The sequence below is a fragment of the Flavobacterium sp. xlx-214 genome (assembly GCF_013874595.1).
Classification (GTDB): domain Bacteria; phylum Bacteroidota; class Bacteroidia; order Flavobacteriales; family Flavobacteriaceae; genus Flavobacterium.
Genome location: NZ_CP059431.1, coordinates 1,903,041 through 1,922,022 on the forward strand (window position 1 = coordinate 1,903,041; position 18,982 = coordinate 1,922,022).

An 18,982-nucleotide genomic window follows, 5' to 3' on the forward strand; every position below is an offset into this window, starting at 1 on the left:
TGAAAATTTATAACTTCTTAAAAAACGTAACTCTATAACTATTACGCATTAAGCTTTTTATCTACTGCAGCTTTAACAAAAGCTTTAAATAACGGATGTGGGTTTGCTACAGTACTTTTGTACTCTGGGTGGTACTGTGCAGCTACGAAAAACGGATGATTTGGTAATTCAATAATTTCAACCAACTTGGTTTCTGGGTTTACACCAGATAACACCATTCCTGATTTTTCAAAAGCCTCTGTATAATAATTATTAAACTCATAACGGTGACGGTGACGCTCGTTAATCAAAGTACTTTCGTAAATATCATAAGCTTTGGTACCTTCTTTAATTTCGCAATCCCATCCGCCTAAACGCATTGTTCCACCTTTATCGGTAATTGTTTTTTGCTCTTCCATAAACGTAATAACCGGATGTGGTGTACTATCGTTCATTTCTGTTGAATTGGCATTTTCGTATCTTAAAACGTTTCTAGCATACTCAATAACAGCCATTTGCATACCCAAACAAATCCCCATAAACGGAATGTTGTTTTCACGAGCATAACGAATTGCATCAATTTTTCCTTCAATACCACGAGATCCAAATCCTGGAGCAACCAAAACACCGTCAAGTGTTTTCATTTTATCAGCTACATTTTTAGTAGTTAAATATTCAGAATGAATACTTACCACGTTAACTTTAGCATAGTTTGAAGCACCTGCGTGAACAAAAGCTTCTAAAATTGATTTGTACGAATCTTGCAATTCTACATACTTACCAATTAAACCAATATTTATTGTATGTTTTGGATTTTTTAAACGGTGTAAGAAATCGTTCCATTTTGTTAAATCTGGTAACCCTTTTTCAGGTAAATCTAACTTTTTCAAGGTAACAATATCCAAACCTTCTTCCAACATATTATTTGGAACTTCATAAATTGTTGAAGCGTCAATAGACTGAATAACAGACTCTTGCGAAACATTACAAAATGCAGCTAATTTTCTGCGAATGTCTGAAGATAATTCATGCTCTGTTCTACAAACCAAAATATCAGCCTTAATACCGCTTTCCATTAATGTTTTAACAGAGTGTTGTGTAGGCTTTGTTTTTAGCTCACCAGCAGCAGCTAAATAAGGTACTAAGGTTAAATGAACTACTACTGAATTGTTTTCGCCTAAATCCCAAACTAACTGACGAACCGACTCAATATAAGGTAACGATTCAATATCACCTACAGTTCCACCAATCTCTGTAATTACGATATCATAATCACCCGATTTGCCCAACAACTGCATACGTTCTTTAATTTCATTGGTGATATGAGGAACTACCTGAACGGTTTTTCCTAAAAACTCACCACGACGTTCTTTTTCGATAACCGATAAATAAACGCGCCCTGTTGTTACATTATTTGCTTGCGATGTAGGAACGTTTAAAAAACGCTCGTAATGACCTAAATCTAAATCGGTTTCAGCACCATCATTTGTTACAAAACATTCTCCGTGCTCATACGGATTTAACGTTCCTGGATCCACATTAATATACGGATCAAACTTTTGAATGGTTGTTCTGTATCCTCTTGCTTGTAGCAATTTTGCTAAAGAAGCTGCTATAATTCCTTTTCCAAGTGATGAAGTTACACCACCTGTTACGAAAATATATTTACATTGTTTCATGATGATATTGTTGTGTTGCGTTGTTGTATTTTAAACCGAGCAAAATTACAATTATAATTTGGGTTTTGAAAGTAGAAAAATACATTTTGAGTAATCACTCTAAAGTATTTTTAAAAATAAAATCTGTAAAATATTTTGCAACTTAAAAAAAAGTATTAATTTAGTATTATACTAATTGTTTAATACTAAAGAATTAATAATGAAAAATGAAGATGTACTTAATGAATTGCTACTTTCTTGGGAAGAAACATACAAAAAAGGACAATTAACGCTTTGGATTTTCCTTTCATTAAAAGAAAGTTCAAAGTATGTAGACGAGATACGTCAGTTTATTGTTGAAAAATCTAATGGAACAATGAGCTGTGAAGAACAAAGTTTGTATAGAATTCTACGAAAATTTGAACATATAGGTGTTTTAGAATTTGAGGCAAGAAAAGGAAACAAAGGTCCAGAACGTAAATATTATAAGTTAACCCTTTTAGGTTTTCAGCTTTTTGATGAATTTGTACAAAGAAATATTAATTTATTTTATAGAGAAGAAATTAAAGAACTTTTAAACACATCATTATGAAATCAATCACCCCACAATTAGTTAAGTTTGCTGTAGCAGCAATCTTACTTACAATAATTTTCAGGTTTTGTTTATCATACGGAATTGAAAACCAAAACTATATCATTATACTAACATCATCTATACTATATGGTGGCTTAATGTTTAGTTTTGGGTGGTATTTAGGCAAAAAAGATGGTGAATACTTACCTATTTACGATGTAGGATTTCGCTTCCATTTTACAACTTTTTTAGTACATAATATAATATCATTACTTTGGTTTGCCTTTGGATTTGAATCAAAATACGAAAAGATAAATGTTGTTTATTTAACTATTTTAATCTGGATACCTATTTTATTATTTCACCTATATTTTTATCTAAAAGCACAAAAAAAATCAATTAACGGCTTAAATAAAGATGATTTATTTGAATAACTAAGGTTTTGGGTATTTGTTTTTAATATTTCGAATTAAAACTTCTAATCCATTTAACTTTATTTCGTACATCATAGCCAATTGTTGGCCTAATTTACCCGCAGGAAAGCCTTTATTTTTATACCAAACATAATAAGGCTCTGGTATATCAACTAAAAAACGCCCTTGGAATTTTCCGTAGGGCATTTTTGTATATGCTAGTTCTAATAATTGTTTGTTTTGATCTTCCATATTTTGTGCCATAAATGCACCTTTTAAATTTTAAAATACTACTTTAAATATTTAGTATAATTATTCTCTTTTTAAAATAAAGGTATCCTCATCTACTTCATCTACAAAGCTATCGTAGCTTTCTCCTAAATTAGGATTTATTCTAAATTTTATACTATTAGCATTAATGTATTGATAAACGCCACTCATAGTAACAGTTGGGTAAGCACCAGACAAATCCGTTAAAATGTAAGTTAGCTTATGAGGCGTTTGGGATAAATCTGTTTCGTACTTCATTGATACAGTAATACCATTAACATCAAAATTTTTTCCTCCAACTTCAAGACCATCTGATGACATGGTAATATATCCTTCGGTATCAAAAATAAATTTAATTTCTGTTCCCTGAGAATCATTTCCTTTCCAGGTGCCTACTAATTTTTTATCTTGAGCAAATGATAAACTACTTATTAAAATTAAAATAAATAGTACAAATCCTTTTTTCATCGTTTTTAAATTACTTCCAATTAAAAGTCACTGTTTTTTTAATATCAGGATGCAAGCTTAAAAACACAGGGCATGTCATGGCAGCACGTTCTAAAATTGTTCTTGATTTATCATCAGCAACGCCAACCATTTCAATAGCAACAATAATTTCGCTTATTTTTCTTGGTTCAGCTTGCATAATTTTAGTCACATCAGCAGTTGATTCTGAAATATCAAGATCCATTTGTTTGGCTTTAATGCCCATAATACTAAACATGCACGTTGCTAATGAATTGGCTACCATATCTGTAGGCGAAAAAGCTTCACCTTTACCATGATTATCCTTTGGCGCATCGGTTACAATAACGCTACCTGACTGTAAATGAGTTGATTCTGTTCTTAAATCGCCTTTATATATAACTTTACTTGTAATCATTACTTTGCTTCTTTAATGGTTAAATCTTTATCATAATACAAAATGTAAACGGCATTGTTGTAAACGCCTCCATTCTCATTTATATAGGCAAATTTATTTTCAACTTGCTGTGAACCGTAATCAAATATATTTGAATTTTCATCAGATTCAAACATACGCGTAATTACATCATAAGTTACATCATAACCACGTGTTGCAAATCTGCTTGGATTTTTGCCGTATATTTTTTTGTAATCTTTAGAAAACTGCTGCTTTTTATTAGAATCAGTATCGTTGGTTACAGATGGAAATGTGTATTTTAAAGTTATTAAATCATTGATATCAACATCTGACGATTCTAAAACATCTAATTTTTCAAGCGATACTAATTGTATTTTATAATCTTTCTTTAATGTTTTTAATAAATTAATCAGTTCAACACTTGATGTTAGTGAAGTGGCATCAAATACAATATAGTTAACCAAATCTGCATCTAGCAAATTCTTTAAAATGGTTGGACTCACTTTTTCATCATTTGCAATAGCTATGGTACTAACATTTGGGTAATTGGTTGAAAAATAGCTAGCTGACGTTTTTTTACCATCGGTAATTGCAACGATGCGTTGTTGTTTAGAAACCAAATACTCCATCATTTCCTTTTTCACAATATCGCTATTGGGCATGGTGTGAACTTGGCGTGGATATGGTTTACCTTTATCTGTAGACAATGGCGAAACAATAATGGTTTGCTGATTTTTGAACGATTCTGAAACGGCATCTACATTTTTTTGAAAAAACGGACCAATAATTACATCCGTTGAATCAAAATTAAAGTCGTTTTTCAAAGTACTCACATCTAAAGATCGATTGGTTTCTTTAGAATCAACAAACTTTATATTTAAATTGTAATTTTTACTTTTTAAATCATCAATAGCCAACTTAGCACCCGAATAAAAATCCAATGTCATGTTTAAAAAAACATCTTCTTTTATGGTTTGATTGATGGACGGGTTTTGAAAATTATTCTTAGAAATATTAAAAGGCAACAACATAACTAAATCTTTAGCAGAACCATCATTAACTAATGATAAATGAATTCCTTTTTTAACTTCTTCTAATTTAGGAGCGCTAGGTTTTGTTGTTGTATCAACTGCTGAATTTATATCATTTCCGTACCCAACAATTAACACACTTCCTTCTTTCAAACCATTCTTTAAATCGGTATTCCATTGCAATAATTGTTCTTGTGTAACATTATTTGCTTTGGCAATACTATAAATAGTTGCTTTAGGCTGTACTGTAATTGTTTTGGCTGTTTTTTGAAACTGTACACTGCTTGGCGGAAGCGGTTTTTCTTCCTCAACAGCTACAACTTGTTGTTTACTTACAGGTACATTTAAAGGTTGCCCCACTTTTAAACCATTTTCTAACAAACCAGGGTTTAACTCGTAAAGTGTAGAAACAGTTGTGTTGTTTTTAACAGCAATACCATAAATAGTTTCGCCTTTTTCAACAATCATGGTTGTTAAAGCATTTTTATTTGTAGTATTAGAAGTTGTAGCGTTTGTATTATTTACAGAAGTGTTGGTTAAATTTAAATATTGCCCAACTTTTAAGCCATTTTCTTTTAAACCTGGATTTAAATCATATAATTTTTCAATGGCAATATTATATTGCTTGGCAATACCATAAACAGTTTCTTTTGCAATAACCTGGTGTTGAATTTCTGAAGTTGTAGGAATTTTTAGTACTTGGTTTTCACTAACACCATCAACAGCTTCAGGGTTTAACAAAAACAGAATGTTATTGGTAGTATTATACTTTTTTGCAATTTGAGTAATGTTTTCACCTTTAGCTACCACGTGTGTTTTGGTAGCTGTTTGCGCAAATGAATATCCTGCACAAATTAAAGCTGATATTGTAAAAATTATTTTCTTCATAGTAACAAATATAAAAACAAAAACTGTCGTATTTACAACGACAGTTTAATATATTTTATTTCTAAACACATTTATAAAAGAGGAATTAGTTAAAATTTCCAAACCAAAATGCGGCTTTTTTTATTGCCTTGAGACATCTCAATAGTTCTAAAAACCGCTTTTAAACGTTTTAATTCTTTAAAGCATACTTTTAAGTTATCTTCATTAGAAACCAAACTTGTAAACCAACCTACTTGATTTTTAAATAATTGACTTTCTTGTATGTAATTTAATAAAAACGATAATTCACCTCCGTTGCACCATAGCTCATTATACAAACCCGAAAAATTAGGAACAACCTTTGGGGCTTTATTTTTTGTTAACCCTTTTATCTTTCGTTGTGTTTGAAAGGCAGCTTCTTTTTCAGATTTAAAAAAAGGAGGATTACAGATTATCGCATCAAAATAATCGGTTTCTGTAATAATTTCTTTTAAAATGTTTTTTTTGTTTAATTGTAATCTTAAAGTCACTTTTTCCTTTAATCGGTCATTATTAGCTATAATAAGCGCAGCATTTTCTAAAGATTTTGGTTCGATATCAGTAGCAATAAAATGCCAATTATAAACCGCACTACCAATAATAGGATAAATTAAACTGGCACCTGTACCTATGTCTAATATTTTTTTTGATTCGATATTAGTTGAAGTATCACGAAGTAAATCAGCTATATAATGAATATAATCAGCTCTACCCGGAACAGGAGGAATTAGATTTTCCTTAGGAATATCCCAAAAAGACAAATCGTAATAATGTAACAAAAGTGCTTTATTCAATAAATAAACTACTTCAGGATTTGAAAAGTTAACTGTATCAATTCCGTCTGGATTTTTGATTATAAACTTTTTCAATTCCGGAACATCTATAATCAGCTCATTAAAATTGTATAATGAATTGTGGTGACTTTTAGGATGTAATTTGTTTTTTGAATCTTTCATTCAGTTTTCAACATTCGATTGACAAAATTACTAAATTCGGTTATTTGAGATAAGAACTTTTTATCAATAAATTATTAAAACGGAATATGTCAATATTATTATTAAGTAAATTGAAAAGATATTGATGCCGCCTGCGGACAATTAGCTAATAAATCATAAATAATACATCCTGTACTTTTGCTGCAGGATTTTTTGTTTCTACATCTTTCCTAATTATAAAACGTACAAACTCTTGTTTAGTTATGTTTTAATATTTGCATTTTTTGTACTATTAATAGTAAAACAAAATTAAATACACCTAAAACAATGTTTACGGGAAAGAAAATAATACTTCCCATTAATCCCATAAAAGTGCTGGCTGCTAGTAATTGACTTATATCATTAGTACCAGGTGTTTCGGCAAAACCTTCTTGTATTATGGTGCCAATCACAGCTAGTAAAACACCTAGTAAAAGGATACACATACAGTTTAAAATAGAAACACCCAATAGTTTAATGGTACTATAGTTTTCAAAACGGAAAAAACGAAAAAACAAACTATAAATAACAATGCATGATATTGACATGCATATCATTAATAAATAAAAATCACTGTTGGCTATGTAAAAAATACCATTGCCTATAAGTAAGTTGCATAAAATAGTGAAAAAGGTAATTTTGATTCTCATAGTTTTGTAACTTGTGTTTACTGTTTAAAACAACAACATCCTTTTTTTAAGAAAGATACTCATTTTTTGATTTACCAATATAAAATCTTCAGGATGAATTTAAGAAAGTGAACACAGTAGGTGGTTCTTTTGTTGATTTATGTCCATTTCTAGGTTTTGGATATCCTTTTTTGTAATTTCCAATGTTGGTTTTGTCTTTTTCAATGTTGGTTTTTTATTTCTCGATGTTCAGTTTTTGATTTTGGAATTCCATTTTAGAATTTCCAATATTGTTTTTTTATTTTCCGATGTCCAGTTTTTAATTTTGGACATTCATTTTTAAGATTTGGAATTCCATTTTGTAATTTCCAATGTTCAGATCTTAGTTTTGGATATCCATTTTATAATTCCCAATGTTGGTTTTGTATTTCTCAATGTTCATTTTTAGGATTTGCATATGCAAATGATTCTTTTTAAGTATCGATAATTAAAAATAAATGTAGAAAAATGATTTTTTTTGTTTGTAACAATGGTTTTTTAAAAGCATCGTTAACAAATAAACATACATTACAAATCAATTTATATCCTTTTTTAGGACATGATAGTGATATCACTTCAAATGTTTATGAGTAAACTTTCATGAAAACCTCTTTTTTTGTAACTTAACCAAAATAAAAATCAACTATAATAATGAGTGCCCAAATACAAGTAATCGATTTAAATTTTCAAAATACAAAAGAATCCATAGGGTCTTTTTTAATCAAAACTGCAAAAGGTCCTGTATTAATTGAATCGGGTCCAGCGTCTACCTTTCATCAATTAGAAAAAGGTATTATTCAGGCAGGTTATAAGGTAACTGATATTTACGCGGTGCTGCTTACCCACATACATTTTGATCATGCGGGGGCGGCTTGGATGTTTGCAAAAAACGGAACCAAGGTTTATGTACATGAAATGGGATTACCTCATTTGGCAAATCCTGAGAAATTATGGAATTCGGCTGCACAAATTTACGGCGATGATATGGACAGGCTTTGGGGCACTATGGAACCTATTGATGAGACCTTATTAATTGCGGCAAACGATGGCGATGTGATTGATTTTGGCGATGTACAGTTTAAAGTAATATACACGCCAGGGCATGCAGTGCATCATAACGCGTATCAGTTAAACGATGTGGTTTTTACGGGCGATGTCGCGGGGTGTAAAATAGAGAATGGTCCGGTTGTACCTCCGTGTCCGCCGCCTGATATTAATATTGAGTTGTGGAAACAATCGTTGCAAAAACTACGCAACACCAATGCCAAGGCTTTGTATTTAACACATTTTGCCAAACATGAAAATCCTACGGAACTACTTAATGAGTTAGAAGAAGCATTAGATAATTGGGCAAATTTTATAAAACCTTTTTATGATGCACATACACCAGTGTCAGAAATTATTCCAAAATTCATGAAATATACAGCCGATGCTTTTAAGTTAAAAGGATTATCAACTGAAGAAATTCAAACCTATGAATACGCCAATCCAAGTTGGATGTCGGTAAACGGTTTACTACGTTATTGGAAACTTAAAGAACAAGGAAGAATTTAAAGGTAAAGCAACGAAACTTCGTTGCTTTTTTTATTGAATGTAATTTTTTTTAAAAAAATAATTTCTCTTTCCAACCTTTTCAACTTCTTTTGCGTCTATATAATAAAGCACTCAAATTTGAATTTAGTTATCAATTTTTCCGAGCGAAAGTTAATCGAACAAGTTGTAAGCCAAGATAGATTGGCTCAAAAGCAACTGTTCGAAAAATTTTCGCCCAAAATGTTAAGCATTTGCAGGCAGTACATTAAAGATGTACACGATGCCGAAGATATGATGCTGCATGCGTTTATGAAAGTTTTTCAGAACATCAATCAATATAAAAACGAAGGAAGTTTTGAAGGATGGATACGTAAAATCATGATTCGCGAATGTTTATCGTTCTTAAGAGCCAAAAAACAGTTGATTTTTATTGAAGATACACATCAAAAAGATTTAGCCGACTATTCTGTAAAGCAAGATGCCAGTTATGATTATCAAAAATTAATAGATGCATTGCCAAAAGGCTGTAAATATGTTTTTGTTTTAAGCGTAATAGAAGGATATAAGCACCAAGAAATAGCAGAATTGTTAGAAATATCAGTAGGTACATCAAAATCGCAGTTGGCTTACGCAAAAAAGTTACTTAAACAACAAATTGAATTAATAAGATAGAATGATGGAGGATTTTGAGAAAAATATAAAAGATTATTTTCAAGAGCGTGAAATAAAACCCTCTGAAAATGCTTGGGAACGAATGGAACATCTTTTAAATGAAGAAAAACCAGTTTCTAAAAAACAAAAACGAACCGTTTATTGGTTGCCTATAGCGGCATCGGTTGCTTTGTTAATAGGTGTTTGGGCGTTTTTTAATACAAAGGATACTACTGTTATAGATAAACAACCTGTTGAAAAGTATGTAAAAGTAGATAAGGTTGACAATTTGGTAAAACAACCAGCAACTAACAATAAAACAAATGTGGTGCCTAAAAAAGTAAATGAAGCGCTTGTTACTAGCAATAAAAAAGAACCGTTGAAAAAAAGTACTATTGTTTTAGATGAAGAACCGCAAGAAACATATGTTGAAAAAACAACAGTGCCTACTATAAAGGAAGCAGTTGAAAGTAAACCTAGAGAAAGCATAGCTGTTGTTGAAAAAAACAAGGTTGAAATTTATGTAAACCCTAATAAATTATTGCGTGTTGCCGAAATGGAGCGTCAAATTGATAACACAGCCACCGGAGGTCAAAACTTTTGGCGCAAAGTAAAAGAAGTAAATACCGTTGTAGAAAATTATAAATAAATAACCCTTATGAAAAAACTATTTTTAAACACCGCTTTTTGTATGTTTTGTATGATGAACGTGCAAGCTCAAGAATTTTTCACTGATAAACGTCCGGTGCAATCGGCAAATGAGTTTACCAGAAAAGTGAATGATATATCATACGATATTGATGTTGTCATTAAAAAAAATAAAGACTTATTAAAGGAAGAACTAAATGAAATTGACAAAAAAGTAGAGGCAAATACCTTAACTAGTGCAGAAGCAGATGTGTTACGTAAAGAAAAAGCCGAATTTTATGCCAAGGAAATTGAAAATGCAACCAAACTGCAAGAAGATAAAATAAAAACACTGATTAATAATAAAATAGAATACAATATTAACTTTAGTAGCGATATGAGTGCGTATCAAAAACAGTTAATTGAAAATAAATCTTTGTTTTATGTGAAATATGCCCTTAGTAAAAATATTATGTTGGTAGAAAATGACCAAGATTATTACAAAAAAGATGGTGCGGTTACAGGTTTTGGCGCTGGCTTTGGTTTAAAAACAAGATTAGGTAAAGATTTATCACGTGTGTATTGGAATTCTACTTTAGAGATGTATTATCAAACATATAAGTTAAATAATAATAAAACCATAGAAAGTGTAAATGGTACCACAAATTTGGTAGATATTGGTTTTCCTGCAAAAAAATCAAATCTAGTAATGGGCGAATTTCGTTTAGGAAACTATATTGAATATGATTTTTCAAAAAGAAAAGCCGATGAATTTGGAAATACTATCGTAAAATCGCGTCAATCATTCTTTGTTGGTGCTGGTGGTTTTATCGGATACACAGGAATGACAAAAGCTTTACAATATGAAAAAAATGGTGAGCTATACAGAGAAAATACACAAGCAAAATACAATGTAAATAACTTCACTTACGGTATTGGTGGGTATTTAGGATATAAATTTGTAAATATTGAAGTAAGTTATAATTTAAATCAAGTGTTTAAAAAGTCATTTGCTAATCAAAATACATTAAATGTAAGTTTGGTATTTAATTTAATGTAGATTGTTAGGTATGTATATCACAAAACAATGTTAAAATGGCACAGCGTTTGTTTATAGCTTGTAACAAACGCTGCGTTTGTTGTACTTATTAGACAATTAAAAACAAAACAATTTATGAAAAAATTACTTTGCTTTGCACTTGTTGCAATGAGCTTTACAGTAAATGCTCAAGAAATTGATGCAACATCTATTATTAGTAATAACCAGGTTCTAAAAACGGCTTACGAAAGTGAAACCTTATCATTAAAAGATAAGATTGAAGTAGTAAATCAGCAAGTTGAAGAAGGAAATGTTTCAGAAAAAGAGGCATATAAGGTTATTGCAAAATTCTCTGATCAAGAAAATGTTGTAGAAGTAGTAGAAGAGTCGCCAGTAAATTACGATTACAATTGGGGCAAAGAAGAGAATGCTTTTGATTACGCAATGGGCGTTCAATTGGATACTGTGGTTCGATACGATTCTAAAATCACACCTTATTTAGCAGTAGGTGTTGGTAATGTTGCTACCAATGGTGCTTTTGCAAATTCAGAATTTGGATATTTACGTTCTAATTATGTAGAGTGGGGGGTGGCAGTGCGTACGCCTTTTAGTAAAACAAATAATAAATGGGGTATTCGTTACGGTTTAGGTTTTAAATACAATGGCTTGGCTACAACTCAGAACAGACTTTTTGCTATGAGTGGAAATGGAACTGTTACAAGACCTGCTCCTTTAAATTTGCGTAAAAATTATGCTTATTTAAGAAATACATATATTACCGTTCCTGTTTCGTTTGATTTTTCAACATCAGAAAAGAAATACAATGAAGCTAACCGACGTTTTGTTACAACAGAAGGATATAATTTTGGGGTAGGTGGATATTTAGGATACAATATTAATTCTAAACAACACTTACGATATGATGTGGGAGATGATAAAATTTATGAACAACAAAAAGGAGATTGGGGTGTAAACGATTTTCAATATGGTTTAATGGCTTATTTTGGTAAGGATCATGCTAAAATTGTGATAAAGTACGATTTAAATCCAGTCTTTAAAAACAATGCAATAGATCAAAATTATTGGAGTATAGGCTTACAATTAGGCTTATAAATAAAAAAACCAGCTTTTAAAGCTGGTTTTTTTATGCACGGGTGGAGGGATTCGAACCCCCATCAACGGTTTTGGAGACCGCTATTCTACCCTTGAACTACACCCGTAGGCTGTTTTGTTCGGTTGCAAATATACTTTCAAATCCCACGTAAATCCTAATTTTTTTAAGAAATTCAAGTAATATATTTTTAACAATTTGATTTTCAGTATTATTTAATCAAATATTCTGTTTTTACTATGTAATATATATAGTACTTGTTCTAAAGTACCTTATTATATGAATAATTGAATTTTCAACTTTAAGGCGAATAAACCATAATAAAAAGATATTCCCTCCAACTCTATATTTCAAAGTATAATTATTTAGATACCCCACTCGCTAACTCCTTGCGCAAAAGCTATTTAAAAAAAAGATAAAAAAAAGATAAAAAATATTAGGAAAAAGGAAATAAAAGGGGGTATCTTTGCACTCGCATTACAGAAATAACGTTCATTTAAAGATTTGGTAACACAATAAAAATTTAGAAAATAAATTTGGATTGTAAATAAAAAAGGTTGTAGCTTTGCAATCCGATTCCGAAAGGAGTTTTGTAAAAGTTCATAATTTTTTAAGGTTAAAAAAATCGTTTAAAAATTTTTTCAAAAAAAATTTGCGAGATTAAAAAAGAGTTACTACTTTTGCAACCGCTTTAAGAAACAAGGCGAGAGAATAAGAAGATACGTTCATAGACATATTGGATTAACAGAGAATAAAGAGTAAGAGCTTTTAGGTAACTAAGAGGTCTTGAACAACACATCAAAAATATAAAAAATATACGATGAAGAGTTTGATCCTGGCTCAGGATGAACGCTAGCGGCAGGCCTAACACATGCAAGTCGAGGGGTAGAGGCAGCTTGCTGCTTTGAGACCGGCGCACGGGTGCGTAACGCGTATGCAATCTACCTTATACTAAGGGATAGCCCAGAGAAATTTGGATTAATACCTTATGGTTAATAGAATTGGCATCGATTTTATTATAAAGATTTATTGGTATAAGATGAGCATGCGTCCCATTAGTTAGTTGGTAAGGTAACGGCTTACCAAGACGATGATGGGTAGGGGTCCTGAGAGGGAGATCCCCCACACTGGTACTGAGACACGGACCAGACTCCTACGGGAGGCAGCAGTGAGGAATATTGGTCAATGGAGGCAACTCTGAACCAGCCATGCCGCGTGCAGGATGACGGTCCTATGGATTGTAAACTGCTTTTGTACAGGAAGAAAAAGAGTTACGTGTAGCTTATTGACGGTACTGTAAGAATAAGGATCGGCTAACTCCGTGCCAGCAGCCGCGGTAATACGGAGGATCCAAGCGTTATCCGGAATCATTGGGTTTAAAGGGTCCGTAGGCGGGGTATTAAGTCAGCGGTGAAAGTTTTCAGCTTAACTGAAAAATTGCCGTTGATACTGGTATTCTTGAATGATTGTGAAGTAACTAGAATATGTAGTGTAGCGGTGAAATGCTTAGATATTACATGGAATACCAATTGCGAAGGCAGGTTACTAACAATTTATTGACGCTGATGGACGAAAGCGTGGGTAGCGAACAGGATTAGATACCCTGGTAGTCCACGCCGTAAACGATGGATACTAGCTGTTTGGACTTCGGTTTGAGTGGCTAAGCGAAAGTGATAAGTATCCCACCTGGGGAGTACGGTCGCAAGACTGAAACTCAAAGGAATTGACGGGGGCCCGCACAAGCGGTGGAGCATGTGGTTTAATTCGATGATACGCGAGGAACCTTACCAGGGCTTAAATGTAGTTTGACAGATTTGGAAACAGATTTTTCTTCGGACAAATTACAAGGTGCTGCATGGTTGTCGTCAGCTCGTGCCGTGAGGTGTCAGGTTAAGTCCTATAACGAGCGCAACCCCTGTTGTTAGTTGCCAGCACGTAATGGTGGGAACTCTAGCAAGACTGCCAGTGTAAACTGTGAGGAAGGTGGGGATGACGTCAAATCATCACGGCCCTTACGTCCTGGGCCACACACGTGCTACAATGGCCGGTACAGAGAGCAGCCACTTAGCGATAAGGAGCGAATCTATAAAGCCGGTCACAGTTCGGATCGGAGTCTGCAACTCGACTCCGTGAAGCTGGAATCGCTAGTAATCGGATATCAGCCATGATCCGGTGAATACGTTCCCGGGCCTTGTACACACCGCCCGTCAAGCCATGGAAGCTGGGGGTACCTGAAGTCGGTGACCGCAAGGAGCTGCCTAGGGTAAAACTAGTAACTAGGGCTAAGTCGTAACAAGGTAGCCGTACCGGAAGGTGCGGCTGGAACACCTCCTTTCTAGAGATGGTTCAAGCATCTTTTACTCTTTAACTGTTGGTTCAAAAAACAAGAATAATTAAAATACAGAGTCTCGTAGCTCAGCTGGTTAGAGTACTACACTGATAATGTAGGGGTCGGCAGTTCGAGTCTGCCCGGGACTACTATTTAAGTTATTTAAAAGGAAATTTTAGAAGTTGAGTTATCAACAATCCGCTGAAAGCTAACGGCTGATAACTGCAAGCTAAAAACACGGGGGATTAGCTCAGCTGGCTAGAGCGCCTGCCTTGCACGCAGGAGGTCATCGGTTCGACTCCGATATTCTCCACTATCTTAAGAAGATAGAGAATAGAAAAGAGAAAATAGACTTAGTCTGTTATCTATCATCTATACTCTATTATCTAAAGGAAAAGTTCATTGACATATTGAGATACATTTAAAAAGTAGAAAAATATTATAGTAAAATAATATAAAGCACATTTTTAATCTTTTGAGATTAAAAAGTAGAGCACAATAAGCAAAATAAGGGCGTATGGGGAATGCCTAGGCTCTCAGAGGCGAAGAAGGACGTGATAAGCTGCGAAAAGCTACGGGGATTGGCACACACGAATTGATCCGTAGATATCCGAATGGGGCAACCCGGCATGTTGAAGACATGTCACATCGATAGATGAGCAAACCCGCTGAACTGAAACATCTAAGTAGGCGGAGGAGAAGAAAACAAAAGTGATTCCGTAAGTAGTGGCGAGCGAACGCGGAATAGCCCAAACCAAAGTTGTTACGGCAATTTTGGGGTTGTAGGACCACGACATTGTATGCAAAGCGAATAAGAATCATCTGGAAAGATGAACCGCAGAGGGTGATAGTCCCGTATTGGTAAGCAATGTAATGCATAGTGGTATCCTGAGTAGGTCGGGGCACGTGAAACCTTGATTGAAACTGGCGGGACCATCCGCTAAGGCTAAATACTCCTGAGAGACCGATAGTGAACCAGTACCGTGAGGGAAAGGTGAAAAGAACCGTGAATAACGGAGTGAAAAAGATCCTGAAACCATACGCCTACAAGCGGTCGGAGCCCATTCGTTGGGTGACGGCGTGCCTTTTGCATAATGAGCCTACGAGTTACCGTTGCTGGCAAGGTTAAGTACTTCAGGTACGCAGCCGAAGCGAAAGCGAGTCTGAATAGGGCGCATTAGTCAGTAATGGTAGACGCGAAACCGTGTGATCTACCCATGGACAGGTTGAAGTTTGGGTAACACCAAATGGAGGACCGAACCCGTTGACGTTGAAAAGTCTTGGGATGATCTGTGGGTAGGGGTGAAAGGCCAATCAAACTCGGAAATAGCTCGTACTCCCCGAAATGCATTTAGGTGCAGCGCTATTATAGTTTATTAGAGGTAGAGCTACTGATTGGATGCGGGGGCTTCACCGCCTACCAATTCCTGACAAACTCCGAATGCTAATAAATGATTACTAGTAGTGAGGGCATGGGTGCTAAGGTCCATGTCCGAGAGGGAAAGAACCCAGACCATCAGCTAAGGTCCCCAAATGTATGCTAAGTTGAACAAACGCGGTTTGATTGCCCCGACAGCTAGGATGTTGGCTTGGAAGCAGCCATTCATTTAAAGAGTGCGTAACAGCTCACTAGTCGAGCGATCGAGCATGGATAATAATCGGGCATAAGTATACTACCGAAGCTATGGATTTGTATTATATACAAGTGGTAGGGGAGCATTCTAAACTGGGTAGAAGGTGATTTGTGAGAATTGCTGGACTGTTTAGAAAAGAAAATGTAGGCATAAGTAACGATAATGCGGGCGAGAAACCCGCACACCGTAAGACCAAGGTTTCCACAGCTATGCTAATCAGCTGTGGGTTAGTCGGGACCTAAGGCACACCCGAAGGGGGACGTCGATGGCCAACGGGTTAATATTCCCGTACTTGTAATAGTTGTGATGGAGTGACACAGTGGTGAAAGTACCGCGAACTGACGGAATAGTTCGTTAAAGCACGTACCTATAGATCTTATAGTAAAATGCGTAGGATTTGGAGAAATGCGATAGTACACGGAGCCTTCGGGCAAAGTGATAGTGTACCTAAAGGCTGTCAAGAAAAGCTTCTAAACTTAGATTATTACAACCCGTACCGCAAACCGACACAGGTGGTCGAGGAGAGTATCCTCAGGTGCTCGAGAGATTCATGGCTAAGGAATTAGGCAAAATAGACCTGTAACTTCGGGAGAAAGGTCGCCAGCAGCAATGCTGGCCGCAGTGAAAAGGTCCAGGCGACTGTTTATCAAAAACACAGGGCTCTGCCAAATCGTAAGATGAAGTATAGGGCCTGACACCTGCCCGGTGCTGGAAGGTTAAGAGGAGATGTTATCTTCGGAGAAGCATTGAATTGAAGCCCCAGTAAACGGCGGCCGTAACTATAACGGTCCTAAGGTAGCGAAATTCCTTGTCGGGTAAGTTCCGACCTGCACGAATGGTGTAACGATCTGGACACTGTCTCAGCCATGAGCTCGGTGAAATTGTAGTATCGGTGAAGATGCCGATTACCCGCAGTGGGACGAAAAGACCCTGTGCACCTTTACTATAGCTTAGTATTGTTCTTGGATAAGTGATGTGTAGGATAGGTGGGAGACTTCGATCCTGCGTCGCCAGGCGTAGGTTAGTCATTGTTGAAATACCACCCTTTGCTTATCTGAGATCTAACTCGACGACGTTGAGGACATTGCTTGGTGGGTAGTTTGACTGGGGTGGTCGCCTCCAAAAGAGTAACGGAGGCTTCTAAAGGTTCCCTCAGCACGCTTGGTAACCGTGCGTAGAGTGCAATGGCAAAAGGGAGCTTGACTGAGAGACCAACAAGTCGATCAGGTACGAAAGTAGAGCATAGTGATCCGGTGGTTCCGCATGGAAGGGCCATCGCTCAAAGGATAAAAGGTACGCCGGGGATAACAGGCTGATCTCCCCCAAGAGCTCATATCGACGGGGGGGTTTGGCACCTCGATGTCGGCTCGTCACATCCTGGGGCTGGAGAAGGTCCCAAGGGTTGGGCTGTTCGCCCATTAAAGTGGCACGCGAGCTGGGTTCAGAACGTCGTGAGACAGTTCGGTCTCTATCTACTGTGGGCGTTAGAAATTTGAGTGGATCTGATTCTAGTACGAGAGGACCGAATTGGACTAACCTCTGGTGTATCAGTTGTGCCGCCAGGTGCATCGCTGAGTAGCTACGTTGGGAAGGGATAAGCGCTGAAAGCATATAAGCGCGAAACCCACCACAAGATGAGATTTCTTTAAAGGGTCGTAGAAGATGACTACGTTGATAGGTTACAGATGTAAAGGCAGTAATGTCATAGTCAAGTAATACTAATAGCCCGTAAGCTTATGTGCTCTAGGGATTGCTTTATAAATTATAGTATTAAGATTTTAGAATTAAGTATTAAGACTAAAATAGCTACAGAATAGTATCAAAAATATGTTAACAATATTGCAGCAAAGCTGCGTTTAAAGTTCCAAGTTTAAAGTTAAAGGTTGCAAACCTTAAACAAAAAAAAACGTGAAACCTTAAACAAAAACTTAGGGTGGTTATAGCGTTGGGGCTCACCTCTTCCCATCTCGAACAGAGAAGTTAAGCCCAATTGCGCAGATGGTACTGCATATTAATGTGGGAGAGTATGTCACCGCCTTTTTTTAGAATCCTCATCAGTAATGATGGGGATTTTTTGTTTTGGATAATTAAATGGTGTTTTTTTGCTGTTGAATTGATGATTTTGAATGATCTAGTTGTATACTCATCTATTTAATTCTTTATTCAGTCATTAAAAAAGACATCAGGATAGACAACTGTTCCTTGAATATCTTTTAAAGAATTAGTTGTTAATTCAATAAGCATGCAGTTGCCTGCTGGAGCCTCAAAAGGCAAATTTATTCTGTATTTTTCCATTGTTTTGTATCCAAATCTAGGATAGTAATTCTCATGACCTAATAAAATAATCGATCTGTAGTGTAATGAACGCGCTATTTCATGCGCTTTTAGGATGAGTAGTTCGCCAATGCCTTTTCCTTGATGTATTGGAGCAACTGCAACAGGAGCTAATGCTAATGATGGTGTTTCTTGACCTTTTTTTTACACAATTTTTATTTTTGTTAGCAAAATGTATCCTACAATAATATCACTGATAACAGCTACTAAAGACAATTCTGGAATAAAGGAAGCCGATTTACGCAATCTTTCTACTAGAAATTGTTCTTTATGATCACTGTATTCTACATCTTTAAAAGCATCTTCTATGAGTTGGAATACCTCTTGATGGTCTTTTGCTTCTTCTTGTCTTATGTACATAGATGGAA

Annotated in this window: 17 protein-coding genes, 3 tRNA genes, 3 rRNA genes and 1 pseudogene; 13 read left to right on the plus strand and 11 right to left on the minus strand. The window is 35.1% G+C overall.

Annotated elements, in window-relative coordinates; genetic code table 11:
• Positions 1-41: 41 nt before the first annotated feature.
• Entirely contained in the window at positions 42-1,658 is a 1,617-nt protein-coding gene (locus tag H1R17_RS09035) for a CTP synthase (protein ID WP_163432239.1), read from the minus strand.
• 199 nt (positions 1,659-1,857) lie between these two features.
• Here H1R17_RS09035 and H1R17_RS09040 point away from each other — a divergent pair, with 199 nt between their 5' ends.
• Both H1R17_RS09040 and H1R17_RS09045 read left to right on the plus strand, forming a co-directional pair.
• A complete protein-coding gene (locus H1R17_RS09040) occupies positions 1,858-2,229 on the plus strand; it encodes a PadR family transcriptional regulator (protein WP_163432238.1) in 372 nt (123 codons plus the stop codon).
• The gene (locus H1R17_RS09045; RefSeq protein WP_163432237.1) at positions 2,226-2,645 is read left to right on the plus strand and encodes a hypothetical protein; all 420 of its coding nucleotides are present in this window, start codon (positions 2,226-2,228) and stop codon (positions 2,643-2,645) included. Before H1R17_RS09040 ends, H1R17_RS09045 begins: the two co-directional genes overlap by 4 nt.
• Here the strand turns inward: H1R17_RS09045 and H1R17_RS09050 are convergent, their stop codons facing one another.
• The 6 genes from H1R17_RS09050 to H1R17_RS09075 all read right to left on the minus strand — a co-directional run bounded on the left by H1R17_RS09050 (position 2,646) and on the right by H1R17_RS09075 (position 7,338).
• On the minus strand, positions 2,646-2,876 hold the full coding sequence (locus H1R17_RS09050) for a DUF3820 family protein (protein WP_163432418.1): 231 nt from the start codon (positions 2,874-2,876) through the stop codon (positions 2,646-2,648). It abuts the gene before it with no gap.
• A gap of 60 nt (positions 2,877-2,936) precedes the next feature.
• On the minus strand, positions 2,937-3,362 hold the full coding sequence (locus H1R17_RS09055; protein ID WP_163432236.1) for a hypothetical protein: 426 nt from the start codon (positions 3,360-3,362) through the stop codon (positions 2,937-2,939).
• 10 nt (positions 3,363-3,372) lie between these two features.
• A complete protein-coding gene (locus tag H1R17_RS09060) occupies positions 3,373-3,774 on the minus strand; it encodes an OsmC family protein (protein WP_163432417.1) in 402 nt (133 codons plus the stop codon).
• 2 nt (positions 3,775-3,776) lie between these two features.
• Positions 3,777-5,696 (minus strand): LysM peptidoglycan-binding domain-containing protein, encoded by a 1,920-nt coding sequence (locus tag H1R17_RS09065; protein ID WP_163432235.1) that lies wholly within the window; start codon positions 5,694-5,696, stop codon positions 3,777-3,779.
• 89 nt (positions 5,697-5,785) lie between these two features.
• Positions 5,786-6,670 carry a 23S rRNA (adenine(1618)-N(6))-methyltransferase RlmF gene (gene rlmF, locus H1R17_RS09070; protein WP_163432234.1) on the minus strand — a complete coding sequence of 295 codons (885 nt, stop codon included), beginning with the start codon at positions 6,668-6,670 and terminating at the stop codon, positions 5,786-5,788.
• Positions 6,671-6,906: 236 nt separating this feature from the next.
• Positions 6,907-7,338, minus strand: a complete 432-nt coding sequence (locus tag H1R17_RS09075; RefSeq protein ID WP_163432233.1) for a hypothetical protein — start codon at positions 7,336-7,338, stop codon at positions 6,907-6,909.
• Between the two features lie 486 nt (positions 7,339-7,824).
• Between H1R17_RS09075 and H1R17_RS14210 the strand changes: the two genes are divergently transcribed.
• The 6 genes from H1R17_RS14210 (at position 7,825) to H1R17_RS09100 (ending at position 12,319) form a co-directional block, all read left to right on the plus strand.
• A complete protein-coding gene (locus H1R17_RS14210; protein WP_255489021.1) occupies positions 7,825-7,950 on the plus strand; it encodes a hypothetical protein in 126 nt (41 codons plus the stop codon).
• A gap of 57 nt (positions 7,951-8,007) precedes the next feature.
• Positions 8,008-8,910, plus strand: coding sequence for an MBL fold metallo-hydrolase (locus tag H1R17_RS09080; RefSeq protein ID WP_163432232.1), 903 nt, complete (start codon positions 8,008-8,010; stop codon positions 8,908-8,910).
• A gap of 117 nt (positions 8,911-9,027) precedes the next feature.
• Positions 9,028-9,561 carry an RNA polymerase sigma factor gene (locus H1R17_RS09085; protein WP_163432231.1) on the plus strand — a complete coding sequence of 178 codons (534 nt, stop codon included), beginning with the start codon at positions 9,028-9,030 and terminating at the stop codon, positions 9,559-9,561.
• 1 nt (position 9,562) lies between these two features.
• Entirely contained in the window at positions 9,563-10,189 is a 627-nt protein-coding gene (locus tag H1R17_RS09090) for a hypothetical protein (protein ID WP_163432230.1), read from the plus strand.
• Positions 10,190-10,198: 9 nt separating this feature from the next.
• On the plus strand, positions 10,199-11,227 hold the full coding sequence (locus tag H1R17_RS09095; protein WP_163432229.1) for a hypothetical protein: 1,029 nt from the start codon (positions 10,199-10,201) through the stop codon (positions 11,225-11,227).
• A gap of 114 nt (positions 11,228-11,341) precedes the next feature.
• Positions 11,342-12,319, plus strand: a complete 978-nt coding sequence (locus H1R17_RS09100; RefSeq protein WP_163432228.1) for an outer membrane beta-barrel protein — start codon at positions 11,342-11,344, stop codon at positions 12,317-12,319.
• 36 nt (positions 12,320-12,355) lie between these two features.
• Here the strand turns inward: H1R17_RS09100 and H1R17_RS09105 are convergent.
• Positions 12,356-12,426, minus strand: a tRNA-Trp gene (locus H1R17_RS09105).
• Positions 12,427-13,134: 708 nt separating this feature from the next.
• On the opposite strand from H1R17_RS09105, the gene H1R17_RS09110 reads away from it, so the two are divergent.
• From H1R17_RS09110 to rrf, 5 genes are all read left to right on the plus strand, one after another.
• Positions 13,135-14,652: ribosomal RNA gene (locus tag H1R17_RS09110) — 16S ribosomal RNA — on the plus strand.
• Positions 14,653-14,721: 69 nt separating this feature from the next.
• Positions 14,722-14,795, plus strand: a tRNA-Ile gene (locus H1R17_RS09115).
• A 90-nt stretch (positions 14,796-14,885) separates the two neighbouring features.
• Positions 14,886-14,959, plus strand: a tRNA-Ala gene (locus tag H1R17_RS09120).
• A gap of 183 nt (positions 14,960-15,142) precedes the next feature.
• A 23S ribosomal RNA gene (locus H1R17_RS09125) occupies positions 15,143-18,023 on the plus strand.
• A gap of 186 nt (positions 18,024-18,209) precedes the next feature.
• Positions 18,210-18,321, plus strand: a 5S ribosomal RNA gene (rrf, locus tag H1R17_RS09130).
• The 16S, 23S and 5S rRNA genes sit together here with 2 tRNA genes alongside, the layout of an rRNA operon.
• A gap of 122 nt (positions 18,322-18,443) precedes the next feature.
• Here rrf and H1R17_RS14260 read toward each other — a convergent pair.
• From H1R17_RS14260 to H1R17_RS14270, 3 genes and pseudogenes are all read right to left on the minus strand, one after another.
• On the minus strand, positions 18,444-18,575 hold the full coding sequence (locus H1R17_RS14260; RefSeq protein WP_317164275.1) for a hypothetical protein: 132 nt from the start codon (positions 18,573-18,575) through the stop codon (positions 18,444-18,446).
• 15 nt (positions 18,576-18,590) lie between these two features.
• Positions 18,591-18,725 (minus strand): annotated as a pseudogene (locus H1R17_RS14265) (GNAT family N-acetyltransferase); the annotation flags it as partial.
• Between the two features lie 33 nt (positions 18,726-18,758).
• Positions 18,759-18,974 (minus strand): hypothetical protein, encoded by a 216-nt coding sequence (locus tag H1R17_RS14270; protein ID WP_317164274.1) that lies wholly within the window; start codon positions 18,972-18,974, stop codon positions 18,759-18,761.
• Positions 18,975-18,982: the final 8 nt, after the last annotated feature.